This is a genomic window from Paraburkholderia lacunae (assembly GCF_003353175.1).
Classification (GTDB): Bacteria; Pseudomonadota; Gammaproteobacteria; order Burkholderiales; family Burkholderiaceae; genus Paraburkholderia; species Paraburkholderia lacunae.
Map to the genome: position 1 here is coordinate 158716 of NZ_QHKS01000006.1, position 16772 is coordinate 175487.

Here is a 16772-nt window from a genome sequence, read left to right on the forward strand (position 1 = left end):
TTCGATGCGGCCAACCTTATATGTGGGCGTGCGCCGCAAACGAACGTTGCGGTACGTGATGAAAACGAAGCCGATAACAACGAGCAGATTTCATGCAAAAGTGCGATAACCCAAGGCGTCCGATTTGTTACCCGAACTGGAAAGAGGAAGAGGCTGCCGCAAGAAAGCGAGCCGAAGACGACAAGCAGGACTGTATCGACTGCTGGCGCTTCTATCAGAAGAAGGCCGAGGCCATCGTATCCGTTGACGATCCGGTTGCGCGTAACCGGCGTATCAACGCGGCCTACGCGCAATTGTGGCTGGACGATCACCGGTTCCAGTGGGCGGGGCTCGCTGCATTTGCATCCAAACAGGTAGGCTGCGGCCTGCTCAACGCCGCAGAGATGATCGGCAAGTCGAACCGACAGCCGGACGCCTATCAGCAATGGGACAAAACAAGTTCGCCGCTTGAACGCCTGTCGCCCCATGCCTCGCCGCGTATGCCGGTGCCTGATCAGGCGTCCGGCGAAGGCGCACGCAAGCTGTATGAGATGCTGGCGAAGGGCAACACCGCATTGTTTCTCGATATCTGGCCGCTGCACATGTTTTACAAGAAATTCGGTTTGCAGAGGTTTGAGCGCTGCCTAACCGAACGAGCGCTATTGAGTGGGGCCGTCAACTGGCCGATTGCAGATTCGGTCAGATTCGGCGTTCCCGCGCCGGAAATTCGAAGGGGATTTAAGGCGGTTGATGCCGGGGACATTACAGGCGGCGTAGAGCTACTGGCCCGGCATGAGCAACTCAATATCCTGCAACCAGCCATGTACAACGACCCTACGTTTGCCATGCTGACGAGGGCCAATCAGTTTGCGTGGGCGTTGAACATCCCAACCGGATCTGCGCGGGAAATCCAGTTGACGCTTGCCAATCAATGCACGGTCACGGGTGCCAGCGCAAAATACGAGATATTCAGCAAGGAGCCTCTGGCGAACCTTGCTGATCCTGGTCAACGGATGGCATTTGTCCTGCGCGCGGCGCACCGGTTTGATGACTTGCTGCGCCATCCGATCGAACGCCAATCAGTCGAGAACTCGCTGTTCCTTCTTGCCGGAGGTGGTGGACGATGACAGAAACGCGAACCACCAAATGGCGATGGCGGGTTATCGGTTTAATTCTTGGATTTGCTGCTGTGTGGGGAATCTATTTGAGAGCCAGGCCAGTCGATGAAGTTGTTTTGACGCTCGGTGAACCTTATCAGCAAGTACGTCAGCAATCACACTCAACCCTGCCCCCCGCCGAGCCTAATGCAAACTGGGGCGGCTATGTCAGTCGTCCTGCGAGATTGCGCTTCAACGACCCCCAATATGGCTTCATTACTCCTGCCGCGAAATTCCTGACGGTAGGTTATGACGGGCAGGGCAACGTGTGGTCAGTGACCCTATCGCCGCAAATCGAAACATTGCCGCTTGACGACGCCATGGAGATTTTTATTGATTTGCAGGATCAACTTCTGCGTGGAGGATGGCGTCGAACCCGGACTGCCGAAAATCCGCCCATCACGGATACGCCGGCCATCCGAGCGCAAATCCGTGACCGATCCGATCCGATAACCTATTGGATAGCCGACAACAAATATGAAGTCATTCTCGACATTCGCCGCTTCGTTCACGAGAACCGCCCGAACGACGAACGCTACCTGATAACACTGCGATTGAGCGGCCCGCCTTTAATGACGGACAGCCCCGCTAGCTAATGCGTGACCACATGACATAAAACGGAAGCATCGACGAGGAATATACCCTATCCGTTCTGATAGGTTGTTATCGCACCCGCGTCGCCTGTTATGCTCTTCACCGGTCATTTCAAGGAGTGGGGAATGCCAGGTGCCAATGACAGTATGAGAATGAGTCAAGCCGGGTATGCAGCTTTGCGATTCAATGAGGGCGTTGTGATGCGCTACTACAACGATGCGCCGGTGAACGGTAATTGCACGTGGGGTATCGGTACGCTAGCTCACTTGGGGCCATGCACGCCAGAAGAGCTTAAGCGAACTGTCCTTCCGCAACAGGCCAACGCGGTCCTTCAATCTCGCGTGCAAGATGCAGAGCGTCGGCTTAGGGCTATTGTTACGGAGCGTCAGTTGACGCAGGCACAATTCGATGCGGCCGTATCGTTCGCGTACAACTCGAGTAACGTCAACACCCGGCAAGCGCTCTCTCCTGCGAATGGTGGACATATGACGGATGTGGTTTCACAGATGATGAGCAACGTGATGATTACCCCGCGTAGACCGGATGGCACTGCGGCCGGGCCCGCGCAGCGCAGTCAAGGACTTGTGAATCGGCGTGTGCGCGAATCCGCTCCCTTCCGGCAGTCTGCGCAATGAGCGTCCGTCAGTTATGCGCGGCCGTTGCACTGATCCTCGCGGCTGGACTATCTAACGCGCAAGGGGGTACGTCAGAGGCGAGGCTATCGCCGGCTGGATTTGCAGGCAGATGGGTGGTTACGGATGTCGTGGCCTACTCCACCATTTCGGCTGGTATTCCAGAAGCGAAGCGAATTCTCGGCCAGGTCCTGACGATCTCACCGAAAGGTATTGAATTCAGCAACCAGAACTGCACACCCCATGACGGCTTCCTCGTAAGCGAGGTGGACAGCGCCGCGAAGTTGAAGGAGCTTTACGACGTGTATCCACCGGACGTCGGCTTGCCTGCGCGCACCACGTTGCTGGACAGCGCGAACTGCACCGCCGTTTTTCGCATGGCAGATAACCGTATCGCATTTGGGTGGAACGGCGTGATGGTGCGAGCTATGCGCGAAAAGTGATCGAACAACGCAGGTCAAATCCGACTCACCCAAGGCATCTGTATTCACAACGATGCCTGACCGGGGCGCGCACCTAAGCTCTGCAAAGAACATTGAGTGCGACAGGATAAAACCTGCCGCACTTTCCCGAACCTCTACTTCACCGCCCCCAACGCCAACCCCTTTACCAGATACCGCTGCAACCACGCAAACACAATTGAAACCGGCAGCGTCGCGCACAGGGTAGCGGCCATCACCAGATGCCACTCGACGACGTACTTCCCGGCGACCATGTCGGTCACCTGAACGGTGAGAGTCTTATTCTCCGGCGACCGAATCAACGTATAAACAACCGCAAACTCATTCCACGCATTAATAAACGTAAAGATCGCGGTAACGACAATCGCAGGCACAGCCAACGGCAAGAACACCTTAAAAACAGCCCGAGTCCTCCCACATCCCTCGAGCCAGGCCGACTCTTCAAGATCCCGCGGCACAGTCTGAAAGTAAGAAGACAACATCCAAACCGCGAACGCGATGTTAAAAGCCGCATAAGAAACGATGACCCCGATCCTGGAGTCAACCAGATTCCCATCCCCATAAGGGATCATCGCGGCCAACCTGAACAAGCCAACCACCAGCAGAATCGGCGACAACATCTGCGTCACCAGAAGAAACTGCGAATACAACCCCTTCCCGCGAAACGGAAACCTCGCCATCGCGTAAGCTGCCGGCAAACTCACAGCCAACGCCAACGCGGTCGACAGGAAGCTGATCACGCAGCTATTCCTCAGCGCCACGCCAAAATTGGCCGCAACCCACATATCGACGAAATTGCTCCACTGCCAATGCACCGGCAACCACCTTGCGGGATACACAAAAATCTCAGCAGCCGGTTTCAAGGCGGTAAACAGCATGACGGCAAACGGAAACAGCACCACCACAACCAGTGGAGACAGCGCGAGCCAGCACCACAGCGAGCGCTTCATCTTGACGCTAAGACTCATGTCGGACCTCCTTCCTTCGCGGGCTGCAGGCGCAGATAGGCGATCGAGAAAACGAACAGCATGACGAGCATGATCAGCGACACCGCCGCGGCTTCGCCGGGTCGTCCCAGACGGAAACCGAGCTCGTAGAGATAGGTGACGAGAATGTGCGTGCCGTTGTCAGGGCCGCCTTGCGTCATCACCCAGATGATCGGGAACGAGTTGAACACGTAGATCACGTTCAGCAGAATCGTCATGTTGACGAACGGCCGCAACAGCGGCAGCGTCAGCTGGCGAAACTGCTGCCAGGCGCTGGCGCCGTCCATGCGCGCCGCTTCGTAGATATCGCCCGGCACCGACGACAAACCGCCGAGCAGAATCGTCACGGTAAAAGGAATCGACACCAGAATGCCGACCGCGATTTCCACCGGGAACGCGAGCTCCGGCGTAGCGAGCCAATGAATCGGACCGCTGATGAATCCGAGTCGCTGCAATGTGACGTTGACCGTGCCGTAGTCGTCGTTGAAGGCCCAGCGCCAGACCACGGCAGTCATCGTCAGCGAGACGGACCACGGCAGCATCACGATCGTGCGGGCGATGCCACGTCCGTAAAAATCCTGATTCAGCACCAGCGCGACCGGCACCGAAATCAGCACTGTGCCGCCCACTACACAGACGGTCCAGGTCACCGTCCGCCTGGCGGCGGCGAGGAAGGCGGGGTCGCCGAAAATCGTATAGAAATTCTGCAGGCCGGTGAAATCGCGAATCGCGCCGAAGCGCGAGACCTCGTGCAGCGATTGCCACACGATGTTGAAAATCGGATAGCTGATGATGAACAGCGCCAGCACCAGGCTCGGCGCAATCAGCAACCAGGGCGCTTGCAGGCGCGAAGAAGCGGAAGAAGCCGAAGAAACGGAAGAAATGGAACGGCTCATGCGTGCTCGATCGTAAGACGCGCCCGCATCAAAAGCGGGCGCGTCGGGATGGGCCGGACAGTGCAGTACCACCGGAACGCGCGCCGCCTTCGCAACGGCGGCGCGCGTTCCCGGTTCAGCAAATCACTGCGAGACTACGCGATCAATGACCTAGCGACTTGTTCGCTTGCGCGGCCGCTGTAGTCAACGCATCGGCCGGCTTGGCCTTGCCGAGATAGATCGACTGCATCGCATCGGACACGGCTTTCGCGGTGTCTTCCCAACCGGTCACGGTCGGCGCGAAGTGGGCAGTCGGCAGCAGCGCGACGAAGGCCTTGGTGTCCGGATCGTTGAACGCCGGATCGGTCGCCTCGGCCTTGGTGGTCGGCAGGAAGCCCTCGGTCGTCGTGAACTCGACGCGCGGCTCCTTCGTGAACAGGTAGTCGAGGAACTTCCATGCCGACTTCTTCACCTTCGAGTTCTTGAACATCACGATCGAGTCCGTCACCGCGTAGGTGGCGTGCGTCGTGCCCATCGGGATCGGATCGATACCGTACTTCAGGTTCGGCGCTTCCTTCTTGATCTGCTTGGCGAGGAAGGGTGCGGAGATCATCATCGCGACGCGGCCCTGCTTGAACAGATTCTGCACGTCTTCACGGCTGAAGCCGGTGACGCCCGGTTGCGTCAGCCCCTGGTCGATCATGGTCTTGTACAGCGTGGCCGCCTTGATGCCGGCCGGTGAATTGAACGCTGCCTTGCCGTCCTTGCCGACCACGTCGCCGCCGTTGGTCCACAGGGCGTAGTAATAGTAGACGTCGGTTTCGATTTCCTTGCCTTGCAGACCGAAGCCGGCAACGCCCTGCGCCTTCAGCTTCTTCGACGCTTCGATCACGTCATTCCAGGTTTTCGGGCCGTCGGGATAGCCGACCTTCGCGAGCAGGTCCTTGTTGTAGTAGAGCGCGCGCGCAGAAGCTGCGATCGGCAGGCCGTACACCTTGCCGCTGATCTCGCCCGGCGCGAGGAACGGGCCGATGAAGCGGCCCTTGAAGCTCGGGTCCATGTAGCTGTCGAGCGGCTCGGCAACGTCGTCTTTCACGAAGTCGAGCAACCACCGCGTGCCGACGATCGCGAGGTCGGCATTGGCGCCGCCGGAAATGTCCGTTTGCAGTTTCTGTTGCAGCGTGTCCCAGTTCACGTCTTCGATCTTGATGGTCGTGCCGGGATTGGCCTTCTCGAAGTTACGGGCCATCTTTTCGAAGTACGGCGCGGTGGCATCGCTGTAATGCGCGACGGTGACGCGGACCGTGTCGGCGTGAGCCGCCACGGCGATACCTGCAAACGCGAGCGCCACGGCAACTTTGCCGAGCGCGAGGGAAGCACGGGCATGCAACGACATTTCTCTCTCCTGTGTCGATCGGAGTTAGCGCTTTAACGCTTACTCCGGTCCCATCCAACGATGGTGGGGGTGGTCTGCTGCCGTCGCCGGCCGCTTTGGGTTGAATTGTTTGAAAAAATCCTACATGACGAAAAATCGCTTGTCACGTAGGGTCTACGATATTTTTTCTCGGCCGATTTTGTGCCTAAGATGCTGTAAAGCAGGCGTATTTTGTGCGGCGCGAAGAAACGGATACCCAATCTTCGGGATGGCCGGACACTTGCGGGGTTGTCGGATTTGTAGGAAATTTACACGCCAAACCAGCGGCGGCAGCGAGGGCTTGAGGAGTGAGGCGAACATGAATCGTGTGGTGTTGGTAACCGGCGCTTGCGGCGGAATCGGCAGCGTGTTGTGCAAGCGGTTCGTGGAGCAGGGCGATACGGTGCTGGCGCTCGATATCGACGCGAACGCGCTCGGCGCTTTGACTTCGCAGCTCGGTGACGCGCACGTCACGCCGATCGCGGTCGATCTCGGCGACGCCGAGGCGGTCAAGCAGACGGTGGCCGCAGCGGTCAAGGCGCGCGGTCCAGTAGACGTGCTGGTCGCGAACGCGGGCGCAGCCAACGGGCTGACGCTCGCCACGACGGACGCCGCCAGCTGGCAGCGCGACATCCATCTGAATCTGAACGGCACGTACCACACGGTGGAAGCGGTGCGCGCGTCGATGATCGAACGGCAAAAGGGCGTATTGGTGCTGATCGGTTCGGTGAACGGCATGGCCGCGCTCGGTCATCCGGCGTATAGCGCGGCGAAGGCCGGTCTCATCAGCTACACCAAAGCGCTGGCGATCGAGCTGGGCCGTTACGGCATTCGCGCGAACATCGTTTGTCCGGGCACGGTGAAGACGCAGGCGTGGCAGGCGCGGGTCGACAAGAATCCGCAGGTCTTCGAGGATCTGAAGAAGTGGTACCCGTTGCGCGACTTCGCGACGCCCGACGATATCGCCGATGCGGTGCTGTTTCTCGCGTCGCCGATGGCGCGTGTGATTACCGGCGTCGCGTTGCCAGTGGACGGCGGCTTGATGGCCGGCAACCGTCCGATGGCCGAGGAACTGACGCTCGAGACGCTTTGAAACGCCTTGAACGGGCCTTGAACGGGTACGCGCGGCGCGTACTGCGTTCAATGAGGCACGACAGCACGACGGAATGACAATGAGGACAGCATGGCAGCAGTGCAACTGAGCGGCATCTTCAAGCGCTACGGCGACACGCAGGTGGTCCACGGCATCGATCTGCACATCGACGACGGCGAGTTCGTCGTGCTGGTCGGCCCGTCGGGCTGCGGCAAGAGCACGTTGATGCGGATGGTGGCGGGGCTCGAAGAAATCAGCGGCGGCGATCTGATGATCGGCGGCACGCGCGCGAATGGTCTCGCGCCGCAGCAGCGCAATATTTCGATGGTGTTCCAGAGCTACGCGCTCTATCCGCATCTGTCCGTCTACGACAACATTGCGTTCGGGCCGCGCATTCGCAAGGAGCCGTCGGCGAGTTTCAAGCCGCGCATCGAAGCCGCCGCGAAGATGCTGAATCTCAGTGGCTACCTGGATCGCTTGCCGCGTGCGCTGTCCGGCGGTCAACGGCAGCGCGTGGCGATGGGCCGCGCGGTGGTGCGCGAGCCGTCGCTGTTCCTGTTCGACGAACCGCTGTCGAATCTCGACGCCAAGCTGCGCGTGCAGATGCGCACGGAAATCAAGGCGCTGCATCAGCGTCTGAAGAATACGGTGATCTACGTCACGCACGATCAGATCGAAGCGATGACGATGGCCGACCGTATCGTCGTGATGAACGCGGGACGTATCGAACAGATCGGCCGGCCGCTGGAACTGTACGACCATCCGGCGAATCTGTTTGTCGCGAGTTTCCTCGGCTCGCCGTCGATGAATTTCGCCGCAGGCGTGCTGGTCAATCGCGCGCAAGGCGCCGGTCTCGCGTTGAAGCTGGGCGACGGCGGCGAAATCGTTCTGGAGGGCGCGCCGGCTTCGGCGACTGCCGGCGCGAAGGTCACGCTCGGCGTGCGTCCCGAGCACATCGAGACCGCGGCGGAAACGCCGGATGCTTCGATGGAAGTCGAAGTAGTCGAGCCGACTGGCGCCGAGACGCATTTGTACGGGAAAATAGGCGGCAGCACGTGGTGTGTGACGACTCGCCAGCGCTCGAAAGTCGAGCCCGGTCAGCGCGTGACGCTGCGCTTGCCGGCCGAACATATTCATCTGTTCGATACGGAGAGTGGGCACAGGCTGGTCTGAACCGCGCGATGCTGGCTGAAGCCGATTGAAGCTGCGACGCGACGCGGATTCATTTAACCCTTAAGGAACACTGGGTGTCCGCACCGAACTTGATTCCCCACATCCGCGGCGCACTGGCCAATTTGCGGCCCGCCGAGCGCAAGGTCGCCGACATGGTGCTGAGCGACGTCGACTTCGCCATGCGGGCGAGCATCACCGAGCTTGCGCAGCGCGCCGATGTCTCCGAGCCGTCTGTCACGCGCTTTTGCCGCGCGATCGGCGCGCATGGTCTGCGCGACTTCAAGATGCAACTGGCGCAGAGCGTGGCGGGCGGCTTGCCGTACGCATCGGCTGCGGTGGCGCGCGACGACGATGTGCAGACGCTGATGGACAAGGTCGGCGAAGCGGCAGTCGACGGCATCACGCATGCGCGCGGCGCGCTCGATCCCGTCGTGGTCGAAAGCGCGATCGCGGCGTTGGCGAGCGCGCGGCGGGTGTTCTTCTTCGGTGTCGGTTCGGGGTCGGGGCTCGTCGCGCAAGATGCGGCGCTGCGGTTCCTGCGGCTCGATATCGCTTCGACGGCTTTTACCGATGGCCATCTGCAGCGGCTATATGCCGGCTTGATGGAGCCGGGCGATGTGGCGTTCGCGATTTCCCATTCAGGCCGCAGCGTCGAAGTGAACGAAAGCATTCAGATCGCGAAGGAGCGGGGCGCAACAACGATTGCGCTGACTAACGTCGGCTCGCGGCTTGCGTGGCTCGTCGATATTCCGCTGCTGCTGCGCGTGCCGAGCCCGATCGATCCGAATACGCCGGGCGTGTCCCGGCTCGTGCATCTGTGCATCATGGATGCGCTCGCGATCGGCGTCGCGCTGAAGCTCGGTCCGAAGACGCTCGAAAAGATGCGGCATGCGAAGGCGCGGTTGTCGCATGAGCCGGAGGCGGCGGGGGACTAACCGCCGGCGTGAATCGCACGGCGACTTAAAACGCTTACACGCCCTTCGGCGAACCCCTCTTCAGCCTGCGGCCGCCGCCTCGATCCACCCGAACCGCCGCGACAACCGCAGCGTCGCGGCCTTTAACGTGCGCGCAGGATTGCCCGTCGGTTCGCTGTCGAAGCTGCCGGTCGGCCCCATCAGCGCGAGCACCAGACAGATGCTGCCGGTGTGGTCCAGCACGGGCGCGGCCAGCGTGTTGATGCCCGGCACGGGGCGGCTCAACGCGGTATCGATGCCGTCCGCGCGAATCTGTGCGAGCCGTTGCGCGTAGTGTTTGGCCCCTTGCGCCGGCGCCGCTTTTTTAGCGCTCGCCGCGGTCGTCGTTGCCGCCGTCGCGAAGATATCCGCTTGGTCCGCGCCCGCCAGCCGCAAATGATCCTGCGCGAGCAAGCCATTGCGCACATCGTCCGCCACGTAAGCGGCGAACACACGGCCAATTGCCGTATTCACCAGCGACATCACCGTGCCGACCCGCAAGCTCACATGCAGCGGCCGCGCCGATTCCTCCAGTCGCACGACAGTTGGCCCGAGCGGCCCGAGCACCGCCATCGCGACGCTCATGCCTGTCGATGCCGCCAGCTCGACCACTTCCGGTTCAGCCTCCCGCGTCGGCGACAGCCGCTGCAGGCCGATCAAGCCAAGCTCCAACGCCAACGGACCGGCTTCGAAACACCCCGCCGCATCGCGGTTCAGCAAACCGATCTTCTGCAAGCTCACGAGATGCGGAAACGCCTTGGCCGGCGGCATGCCCGCGGCGGCGGCAAGGTCGCGCAAAGTCAGCGGCCGCGCCGCCGCGACCAGCGCGGCAAGCAATTCGCCCGTGCTGTCGAGCGACTGGATGCCGCGCTGCGGTTTCGCATCGGCGGCGCTATTGGGCGAAGTGTCGGGAGAGTCGGTCACGATGTGGAAGAAGCAAGCAGAGAAGGCGTCGCCGCAAGTTCGGCGCCGATGTCTCGAGCCGTGGCGAGGAGCGCCTGAGCGGTGGGGCCGTCGGCGGCGACGTCGATGGCGCCGGTCGAGCCGATCACCGTCAGCGCGAGGCACAAGCGGCTAGCGGCATCGAGCACCGGCACGCTCAAGCTGCTGATGCCGGGGCTCGGCACATCGACGCTGCACGCAAGCCCGCGCGCGCGAATCTCGGCGAGCGCCGCTCCGAACGCTGCGTGCTCGCCAGCCGGCGTCATCGCGCTATCGGCGGCGCCGGACTGGTTCGCCCACATGCCGTCAAGCGTGGCGCGCGGCAGATAGGCGCAAAACACACGTCCGGTGGAAGTCGCCGGCAATGACATGACCGTGCCCACATGCAGATTCACATGCAACGGAAACCCCGCATGCTCATATCGAACGATGGTCGGCCCTTGCGGCCCCGCAATACAAATCGCGACGCTAAAGCCGATCGCTTCGGCCAACGCCGCGACGCGCGGCACGGCGGCGCGAAACGCCGGCTGATTCTCCAGATGCATCAAACCGAGCCGCAATGACAGGGGACCCGGTTCATAGCGCCCGGACAACTCGTCGCGTTTGATCAGACCTAACCGGCTCAAGCTCACCAGATAGGCATGCGCCTGCCCCGGTGCGAGCTGCGCGCTGGCGGCCAGGTCGGATAAAGCCAGCGGAGCGCGCGCCTGTGCGAGCGCCAGCAGCACGCGGCCGCCCACTTCGACGCTCTGGATGCCGCGTTGGGTTTTGCCGCTGTCGGCCGGTTCGCCGCCGTCCTGATCCTCGCGTCCGCCTTTGCCCGCGCCCGATTTCGCTGCTTTGCTCACACCCGCGCTCGTCCGTAAAAAGGGTCCATGTTAAAGGAAGACGCCCGAAGACCCACACCTTCGTGTCCTTATCTTAGGCGTCTTGAAATTTGCGTATAGCGATACATTTCGCTATTGACAAATAATCTGAGACGGCCATAAGATGCATTCACCCCGACATACCGGTGCAGTCACAGAGTCAAAACGGGGCGAGACAATCCTCCAATACAGTCAGCCTGCGCGGCAAACGCTGCGCCACGGAGCCGGCCGTCTCGCCTCACGTCCAACTTTTGAGGGAGACAAACATGGCAAAGGCATTCGCATCCCAGGCCGACCTGGAAGTCAAGAAAGTCACGTGGACGCAGTTGTCCGAGAACGCCTACGCGTACACCGCTGAAGGCGATCCGAACTCGGGCGTGATCATCGGCGACGACGGCGTGCTGATCGTCGACACCACCGCTACGCCGGCCATGGCGCAAGACCTCATCGCGAAGATTCGCAGCGTGACCGACAAGCCGATCAAATACGTCGTGCTGTCGCATTACCACGCGGTGCGTGTGCTCGGCGCGTCGGCGTATTTCGAAGAAGGCGCGCAGGAAGTGATCGCGAGTCGCGGCACGTACGAGATGATCGTCGAGCGCGGCGAAGCGGACATGAAGTCGGAAATCGAGCGCTTCCCGCGTCTGTTTGCCGGCGTCGAAACGGTGCCGGGCCTGACGTGGCCGACGCTCGTGTTCGAAAAGGAAATGACGCTGTTCCTCGGCAAGCTCGAAGTGCGGATTGCGCATCTGGGCGCGGGCCACACGAAGGGCGACACGGTGGTGTGGCTGCCGTCGCAGAAGGTGCTGTTCTCCGGCGATCTGGTCGAATACGACGCGGCCTGTTATTGCGGCGACGCGCAGCTCGAACAATGGCCGGCCACGCTCGAAGCGCTGCGCGCGCTGAACGCCGGGAAGCTCGTGCCGGGGCGCGGACCTGCGTTGACCACGCCGGAAGACGTCAACAAGGGCCTCGACTACACGAAGGACTTCGTCACCACGCTGCTGCAACAGGGGCGCGAAGCCGTCGCACAGAAACTCGATCTGAAGGCCGCGATGGCGCACACGCGCAAGGCGATGGACCCGAAGTTCGGCCACGTGTTCATCTACGAGCACTGTCTGCCGTTCGACGTTTCGCGTGCCTACGACGAAGCGAGCGGCATCACGCATCCGCGCATCTGGACCGCCCAGCGCGACAAGGAAATGTGGGACGCGCTGCAAGCCTGACAAAAAAAGCGCGCAGCAGAGCAGTGATGGACGGAGACACAAGATGAGCATCAACTACCAGACGCTGTCGTTCGAATATAAGCCGTGTCGTGAGCAGAGCGAACCTGGCGCACGAGACGCACAAGGCGGAGCGGAACCGGCGGCCTATCCAGTGATCGTGGTCGGCGCGGGCCCGGTGGGCCTCGCCACGGCGATCGATCTCGCGCAGCAGGGCGTGCCGGTCGTGCTGGTCGACGACGACTGTTCGTTGTCGACCGGTTCGCGGGCGATCTGCTTTTCGAAGCGCTCGCTCGATATCTTCGACCGGCTCGGCTGCGGGCAGCGGATGGTGGACAAGGGCATCAGCTGGAATGTCGGCAAGGTGTTCCTGAAAGATGAACTGGTGTACACGTTCAATTTGCAGCCGGAAGCGGGCCATCACCGGCCCGCGTTCATCAACCTTCAGCAATACTACGTCGAAGGTTTCCTGCTCGAACGTGCGCAGGAGATGCCCAATCTCGAGATCCGCTGGAAGAGCAAAGTAGTCGGCGTGCAGCAGATCGGCACGCCGGGCACGCGTGATGCCAGTGTGACGCTGAGCGTCGATACGCCCAATGGTCAGTACGCGTTGCGCGGCCGTTACGTGGTGGCCGCCGACGGCTCGCGCAGTCCGATTCGCAATCTGATGGGACTCGACAGCAAGGGCGTTACGTTCAAAGACCGCTTCCTGATCGCCGACGTGAAAATGGAAGCGGACTTCCCGACCGAGCGCTGGTTCTGGTTCGATCCGCCGTTCCACCCGAATCAATCGGTGCTGTTGCACCGGCAGCCGGATAACGTGTGGCGGATCGATTTCCAGCTCGGCTGGGACGCCGACCCTGTGCTGGAACGAACGCCGGAGCGCGTGATTCCGCGCGTGCGCGCATTGCTTGGACCTGACGCGAAATTCGAACTGGAGTGGGTCAGCGTCTATACGTTTTCGTGCTTGCGGATGGAACGCTTCCGGCACGGCAACGTGCTGTTCGCGGGCGATTCGGCGCATGGCGTGTCGCCGTTCGGCGCGCGCGGCGCGAATAGCGGCGTGCAGGACGCCGAAAACCTCGCATGGAAACTCGCGATGGTGCTCGAAGGCAAAGCGTCCGACACATTGCTCGACACCTACGCCAGCGAGCGCGAATTCGCCGCCGACGAAAACATCCGCAACTCCACGCGCTCGACCGATTTCATCACGCCGAAGAGCCCCGTGAGCCGCGTATTCCGCGACGCCGTGCTGAAGCTCTCACGCAAGCACGCGTTCGCGCGGCAGTTGACCAATAGCGGCCGGCTCTCGGTACCGGCGGTGCTGCGTGATTCCCCGCTGAATACAGCGGACGGCGACAGCTTCGAAGGCGCGATGGTGCCTGGCGCGCCATGTGTCGATGCGCCGGTGCAGGTGGCCGGGCAACCGGCATGGCTGTTGCGGCAACTCGGGCAGCGCTTCACCGGTATGTTGTTCTGCGGCTCGCAAGGTGTGGATTCCGCGACACAGGCCGCGTTGGCCGCATTGCGTGCCGGTTCGATTCCGCTGAATCTCGTCGTGGTGACAAGCGGCGATGCTGGGGATGTCGTGGCCGCGGGCGCGAATGTCGTGCGCGACATCGAAGGTCTTGCCACCGCACGTTACGACGCGAAGCCCGGCACGTTCTATCTGATCCGTCCGGACCAGCATGTCTGTGCGCGGTGGCGGCAATTCGACGTGAGCGCTGTGGACAGTGCGTTGGAGCGTGCGTTGTGCGTCGAAGGGACGGCCTGAACGCACGGTAGAACATACGTACAGCACACGCGGCGCATCAGCAAAAAATAGCAGGAGACAGCCATGACGTTGAACACGCAACCCAATCTCGCCCGCCCCGACGATTTCTACGAGGCGCTGATCGACATGCATCGCGATCTGAGCGATGCGCAGAGCCAGTCGGCCAATGCGCAACTGATTCTGCTGCTTGCCAACCATATCGGCGATCACGCGACGCTGCTCGAAGCCCTGCAATACGCGCGCGAAGGCGTGGCCGATGCCCCGCTTCGAGGCGGCGAGACGCATCCGCTGGCTCCCTGAGGCGGCGCAAGCAACACGAAATCCCGGTACGCAGGCGATGGTTCGAGTCACCTGCGATCCATCGAGACTACGGCACGCGGCGTATCGACGCCGCCGCGTACCGTTCCAGTAGCAAACAAAAAACGCGGTGCATCAAGACGCCGGACCCATCGGGTCCGTTGGACCCTCACGTTTGGAGAAAACCGATGAGCCACTCTTTTGTCCCCGCGCTCGAGCCGGGCGCATCCGCTGTCGCGCACGACGACCTGCTGTATCGCAAGGTCTCGCTGCGGATCATTCCGTTTCTGTTCCTGTGTTATGTGGTGTCGTTTCTCGACCGCATCAACATCGGCTTCGCCCAGTTGCAGATGAAGCACGACCTCGGTTTCAGCGACGCGATGTACGGTCTCGGCGCCGCGGTCTTCTATGTCGGCTACGTGCTGTGCGAAGTGCCGAGCAATATGCTGCTCGCGCGCTTCGGCGCGCGCCGCACTTTCACGCGGATCATGCTGCTGTGGGGCATGGCATCGGTCGGCATGATGCTGGTGTCGAAGCCGACGCACTTCTATGCGCTGCGCTTCATGCTCGGCGTGTTCGAAGCCGGTTTCTTTCCCGGCATCGTGCTGTATCTGACTTACTGGTATCCGGCGCGGCGGCGTGCAGCCGTGCTGTCGATTTTCTTTGCCGGCGTTGCGGTGGCAGGCGTGCTCGGCGGCCTCGTGTCCGGCTGGATCATGCGCGACATGGGCGGCGTGATGGGGATGTTCGGCTGGCAGTGGATGTTCGTGATCGAAGGCGCACCGGCCATCGTGCTCGGCTTGCTCGCCGCGTTCTATCTGGTCGACGGGCCACAGCATGCCAGGTGGCTCAATGCTGCCGAGCAGGCGCATCTGATCGCGCAACGCGATGAGGACCGTCCGTCGGGGGATGCGCATGCATCGCGTTCTTTCATGCAGGCGCTGCGCAATCCGCGGGTCTATCTGTTCGCGTTCATCTATTTCTCGCTGACCTGCGCATCGCTGACGTTGAACTTCTGGATGCCGCTGATGATTCGCGACTTCGGCATTCACGACGTGCTGGCGATCAGCCTTTATACGGTGATTCCGAATGCCGTCGGCGCGGTGGGTCTGATTCTGATTGCGCGCCACTCGGATCGCCGCGGCGAGCGCCGCCGACATTTTGCGGTTTGCACGATCGGTGGCGGTATCGCGCTGTCGCTTTTGACACTGCATTTGAGCAGCTTCCCGGCGATGCTCGCGATCCTTTCGCTGGCCGCCGTGCTGATCTTCGCCGCGTTGCCGATCTTCTGGACCGTGCCGTCGGGCTATCTGTCCGGTGCGGCCGCGGCGGCCGGGATTGCGCTGATCAGCAGCATCGGGATTACGAGCGGCATCGTCAGCCCTTGGGTGATCGGCCAGATCAAGACGCATACCGGCAGCATGGACAACGCGTTGTATCTGCTGACCGCGCTGTTGTTCGTCAGCGGGGTGGCGTTGCTGCTCGGGGTACCCAGGGAAACCCGGCGGGTCTGAAGATAGAACGGGCCCGGACGTCAGATCGGGTACAGTCGCGCTATTGTCTTGCGACCTCGCGTGTGGAGCCCGAATTCTGCGATGTATTCCGTCGACCCCGTTCCTCTAACGCATGAAGGCCCGTCCGACGTTTCGTTGTGGCGGGTCGATTTCGATTTCGACGCGTCACTGGATGACGCCGCCTTCGCGCCGCTCAGCGACGACGAGCGCGCGCGAGCCCGCGCCTTTCTCCGCCATGAGGACGCGCTTCGATTCGCGACGGTGCGCGTGGCGCTGCGTGCGCAACTGGCGGGACATCTCGGCATGGCGGCGCACGCTATCCGTTTCGCGCTCGATGCCAATCGCCGTCCCCATGTCGCCGATTTCTGCGCGATTGATTTCAATGTGTCGCATGCGGGCGCGCATGGACTCATCGCGATGTCGCGTTGCCGGCGTGTCGGCGTCGATATCGAACAGCACAACGATCAATTCGATTGGCGTTCGATCGAATCGCTGACGCTCGATGACAGTGAGGCGGCGTGGATCGCGCAGCTCGACGCCGCGCTGCAGATCGCCGCGTTTTACGACGCATGGGTAGCTAAAGAGGCACTCGTCAAAACAACCGGTGTGGGCATCACGCGCGGTTTGCAGCATCTGACGGTGTTGCCGCGCGACAGCGCACGGGTGACTTTGCGCAATCACATTCCGGATGACATGCGCGCTATCTCGGCGCGCTGGATCGCGGCGCCTGAAGCTTATGCCGCCTGTGTGGCGTGGTCGGTTTCAACGTTCGCGGAATAGAACGGGCCGACGCGTGCGTCCCTAAGCGACGGCGCCAACCATCAGCGCCTTCGGCCAGC

The 16772-nt window shown here is 61.6% G+C and carries 17 protein-coding genes; 12 read left to right on the forward strand and 5 right to left on the reverse strand.

From position 1 onward, the window contains the following. Positions 1-92 precede the first annotated feature (92 nt). From DLM46_RS10950 to DLM46_RS10965, 4 genes are all read left to right on the forward strand, one after another. Entirely contained in the window at positions 93-1106 is a 1014-nt protein-coding gene (locus tag DLM46_RS10950; RefSeq protein ID WP_115100784.1) for a DUF2515 family protein, read from the forward strand. Further along, positions 1103-1732, forward strand: coding sequence for a flagellar biosynthesis sigma factor (locus DLM46_RS10955; protein ID WP_115100785.1), 630 nt, complete (start codon positions 1103-1105; stop codon positions 1730-1732). Before DLM46_RS10950 ends, DLM46_RS10955 begins: the two co-directional genes overlap by 4 nt. 198 nt (positions 1733-1930) lie before the next feature. Then, positions 1931-2365 (forward strand): lysozyme, encoded by a 435-nt coding sequence (locus tag DLM46_RS41225; RefSeq protein WP_425273979.1) that lies wholly within the window; start codon positions 1931-1933, stop codon positions 2363-2365. A gap of 128 nt (positions 2366-2493) precedes the next feature. Further along, the gene (locus DLM46_RS10965) at positions 2494-2805 is read left to right on the forward strand and encodes a hypothetical protein (protein WP_244306069.1); all 312 of its coding nucleotides are present in this window, start codon (positions 2494-2496) and stop codon (positions 2803-2805) included. A gap of 134 nt (positions 2806-2939) precedes the next feature. Here DLM46_RS10965 and DLM46_RS10970 read toward each other — a convergent pair whose 3' ends face one another. The 3 genes from DLM46_RS10970 to DLM46_RS10980 all read right to left on the reverse strand — a co-directional run bounded on the left by DLM46_RS10970 (position 2940) and on the right by DLM46_RS10980 (position 6080). Further along, complete coding sequence (locus DLM46_RS10970; protein ID WP_115100787.1) at positions 2940-3791, reverse strand: carbohydrate ABC transporter permease; 852 nt, start codon at positions 3789-3791, stop codon at positions 2940-2942. Then, a complete protein-coding gene (locus DLM46_RS10975) occupies positions 3788-4705 on the reverse strand; it encodes a carbohydrate ABC transporter permease (protein WP_115100788.1) in 918 nt (305 codons plus the stop codon). The genes DLM46_RS10970 and DLM46_RS10975 overlap by 4 nt, the downstream gene beginning before the upstream one ends. A 142-nt stretch (positions 4706-4847) precedes the next feature. Then, positions 4848-6080: an ABC transporter substrate-binding protein gene (locus DLM46_RS10980; RefSeq protein WP_115100789.1), complete on the reverse strand. Its 1233-nt coding sequence runs from the start codon at positions 6078-6080 to the stop codon at positions 4848-4850. 337 nt (positions 6081-6417) lie between these two features. On the opposite strand from DLM46_RS10980, the gene DLM46_RS10985 reads away from it, so the two are divergent. From DLM46_RS10985 to DLM46_RS10995, 3 genes are all read left to right on the forward strand, one after another. Further along, a complete protein-coding gene (locus DLM46_RS10985) occupies positions 6418-7191 on the forward strand; it encodes an SDR family oxidoreductase (RefSeq protein WP_115100941.1) in 774 nt (257 codons plus the stop codon). Between the two features lie 90 nt (positions 7192-7281). Then, entirely contained in the window at positions 7282-8364 is a 1083-nt protein-coding gene (locus tag DLM46_RS10990) for an ABC transporter ATP-binding protein (RefSeq protein ID WP_115100790.1), read from the forward strand. A 74-nt stretch (positions 8365-8438) separates the two neighbouring features. Continuing rightward, on the forward strand, positions 8439-9299 hold the full coding sequence (locus DLM46_RS10995; protein ID WP_115100791.1) for a MurR/RpiR family transcriptional regulator: 861 nt from the start codon (positions 8439-8441) through the stop codon (positions 9297-9299). A 60-nt stretch (positions 9300-9359) separates the two neighbouring features. On the opposite strand, the gene DLM46_RS11000 is transcribed toward DLM46_RS10995, so the two are convergent. Together DLM46_RS11000 and DLM46_RS11005 are read right to left on the reverse strand one after the other, a co-directional pair. Next, a complete protein-coding gene (locus DLM46_RS11000) occupies positions 9360-10241 on the reverse strand; it encodes an IclR family transcriptional regulator (protein ID WP_115100792.1) in 882 nt (293 codons plus the stop codon). Next, entirely contained in the window at positions 10238-11107 is an 870-nt protein-coding gene (locus tag DLM46_RS11005; RefSeq protein ID WP_115100793.1) for an IclR family transcriptional regulator, read from the reverse strand. The genes DLM46_RS11000 and DLM46_RS11005 overlap by 4 nt, the downstream gene beginning before the upstream one ends. Before the next feature lie 284 nt (positions 11108-11391). On the opposite strand from DLM46_RS11005, the gene DLM46_RS11010 reads away from it, so the two are divergent. The 5 genes from DLM46_RS11010 (at position 11392) to DLM46_RS11030 (ending at position 16713) form a co-directional block, all read left to right on the forward strand. Next, entirely contained in the window at positions 11392-12351 is a 960-nt protein-coding gene (locus DLM46_RS11010) for an MBL fold metallo-hydrolase (protein ID WP_115100794.1), read from the forward strand. A gap of 43 nt (positions 12352-12394) precedes the next feature. Beyond that, complete coding sequence (locus DLM46_RS11015; protein WP_115100795.1) at positions 12395-14122, forward strand: FAD-dependent oxidoreductase; 1728 nt, start codon at positions 12395-12397, stop codon at positions 14120-14122. Positions 14123-14185: 63 nt separating this feature from the next. Beyond that, positions 14186-14422: a DUF2783 domain-containing protein gene (locus DLM46_RS11020; RefSeq protein WP_115100796.1), complete on the forward strand. Its 237-nt coding sequence runs from the start codon at positions 14186-14188 to the stop codon at positions 14420-14422. 185 nt (positions 14423-14607) lie between these two features. Further along, entirely contained in the window at positions 14608-15933 is a 1326-nt protein-coding gene (locus DLM46_RS11025; RefSeq protein WP_115100797.1) for an MFS transporter, read from the forward strand. A gap of 81 nt (positions 15934-16014) precedes the next feature. Further along, positions 16015-16713, forward strand: a complete 699-nt coding sequence (locus tag DLM46_RS11030; RefSeq protein ID WP_115100798.1) for a 4'-phosphopantetheinyl transferase family protein — start codon at positions 16015-16017, stop codon at positions 16711-16713. Positions 16714-16772: the final 59 nt, after the last annotated feature.

Bases quoted from the DNA above. Each gene is read 5' to 3' on its own strand.
- DLM46_RS41225 (WP_425273979.1), top strand. From the start codon at position 1,931: ATGCGCTACTACAACGATGCGCCGGTGAACGGTAATTGCACGTGGGGT.
- DLM46_RS10970 (WP_115100787.1), bottom strand. From the start codon at position 3,791: ATGAGTCTTAGCGTCAAGATGAAGCGCTCGCTGTGGTGCTGGCTCGCG.
- DLM46_RS10990 (WP_115100790.1), top strand. From the start codon at position 7,282: ATGGCAGCAGTGCAACTGAGCGGCATCTTCAAGCGCTACGGCGACACG.
- DLM46_RS11010 (WP_115100794.1), top strand. From the start codon at position 11,392: ATGGCAAAGGCATTCGCATCCCAGGCCGACCTGGAAGTCAAGAAAGTC.
- DLM46_RS10950 (WP_115100784.1), top strand. From the start codon at position 93: ATGCAAAAGTGCGATAACCCAAGGCGTCCGATTTGTTACCCGAACTGG.
- DLM46_RS10955 (WP_115100785.1), top strand. From the start codon at position 1,103: ATGACAGAAACGCGAACCACCAAATGGCGATGGCGGGTTATCGGTTTA.
- DLM46_RS10985 (WP_115100941.1), top strand. From the start codon at position 6,418: ATGAATCGTGTGGTGTTGGTAACCGGCGCTTGCGGCGGAATCGGCAGC.
- DLM46_RS11020 (WP_115100796.1), top strand. From the start codon at position 14,186: ATGACGTTGAACACGCAACCCAATCTCGCCCGCCCCGACGATTTCTAC.
- DLM46_RS11015 (WP_115100795.1), top strand. From the start codon at position 12,395: ATGAGCATCAACTACCAGACGCTGTCGTTCGAATATAAGCCGTGTCGT.
- DLM46_RS11030 (WP_115100798.1), top strand. From the start codon at position 16,015: ATGTATTCCGTCGACCCCGTTCCTCTAACGCATGAAGGCCCGTCCGAC.
- DLM46_RS11025 (WP_115100797.1), top strand. From the start codon at position 14,608: ATGAGCCACTCTTTTGTCCCCGCGCTCGAGCCGGGCGCATCCGCTGTC.
- DLM46_RS10975 (WP_115100788.1), bottom strand. From the start codon at position 4,705: ATGAGCCGTTCCATTTCTTCCGTTTCTTCGGCTTCTTCCGCTTCTTCG.
- DLM46_RS10980 (WP_115100789.1), bottom strand. From the start codon at position 6,080: ATGTCGTTGCATGCCCGTGCTTCCCTCGCGCTCGGCAAAGTTGCCGTG.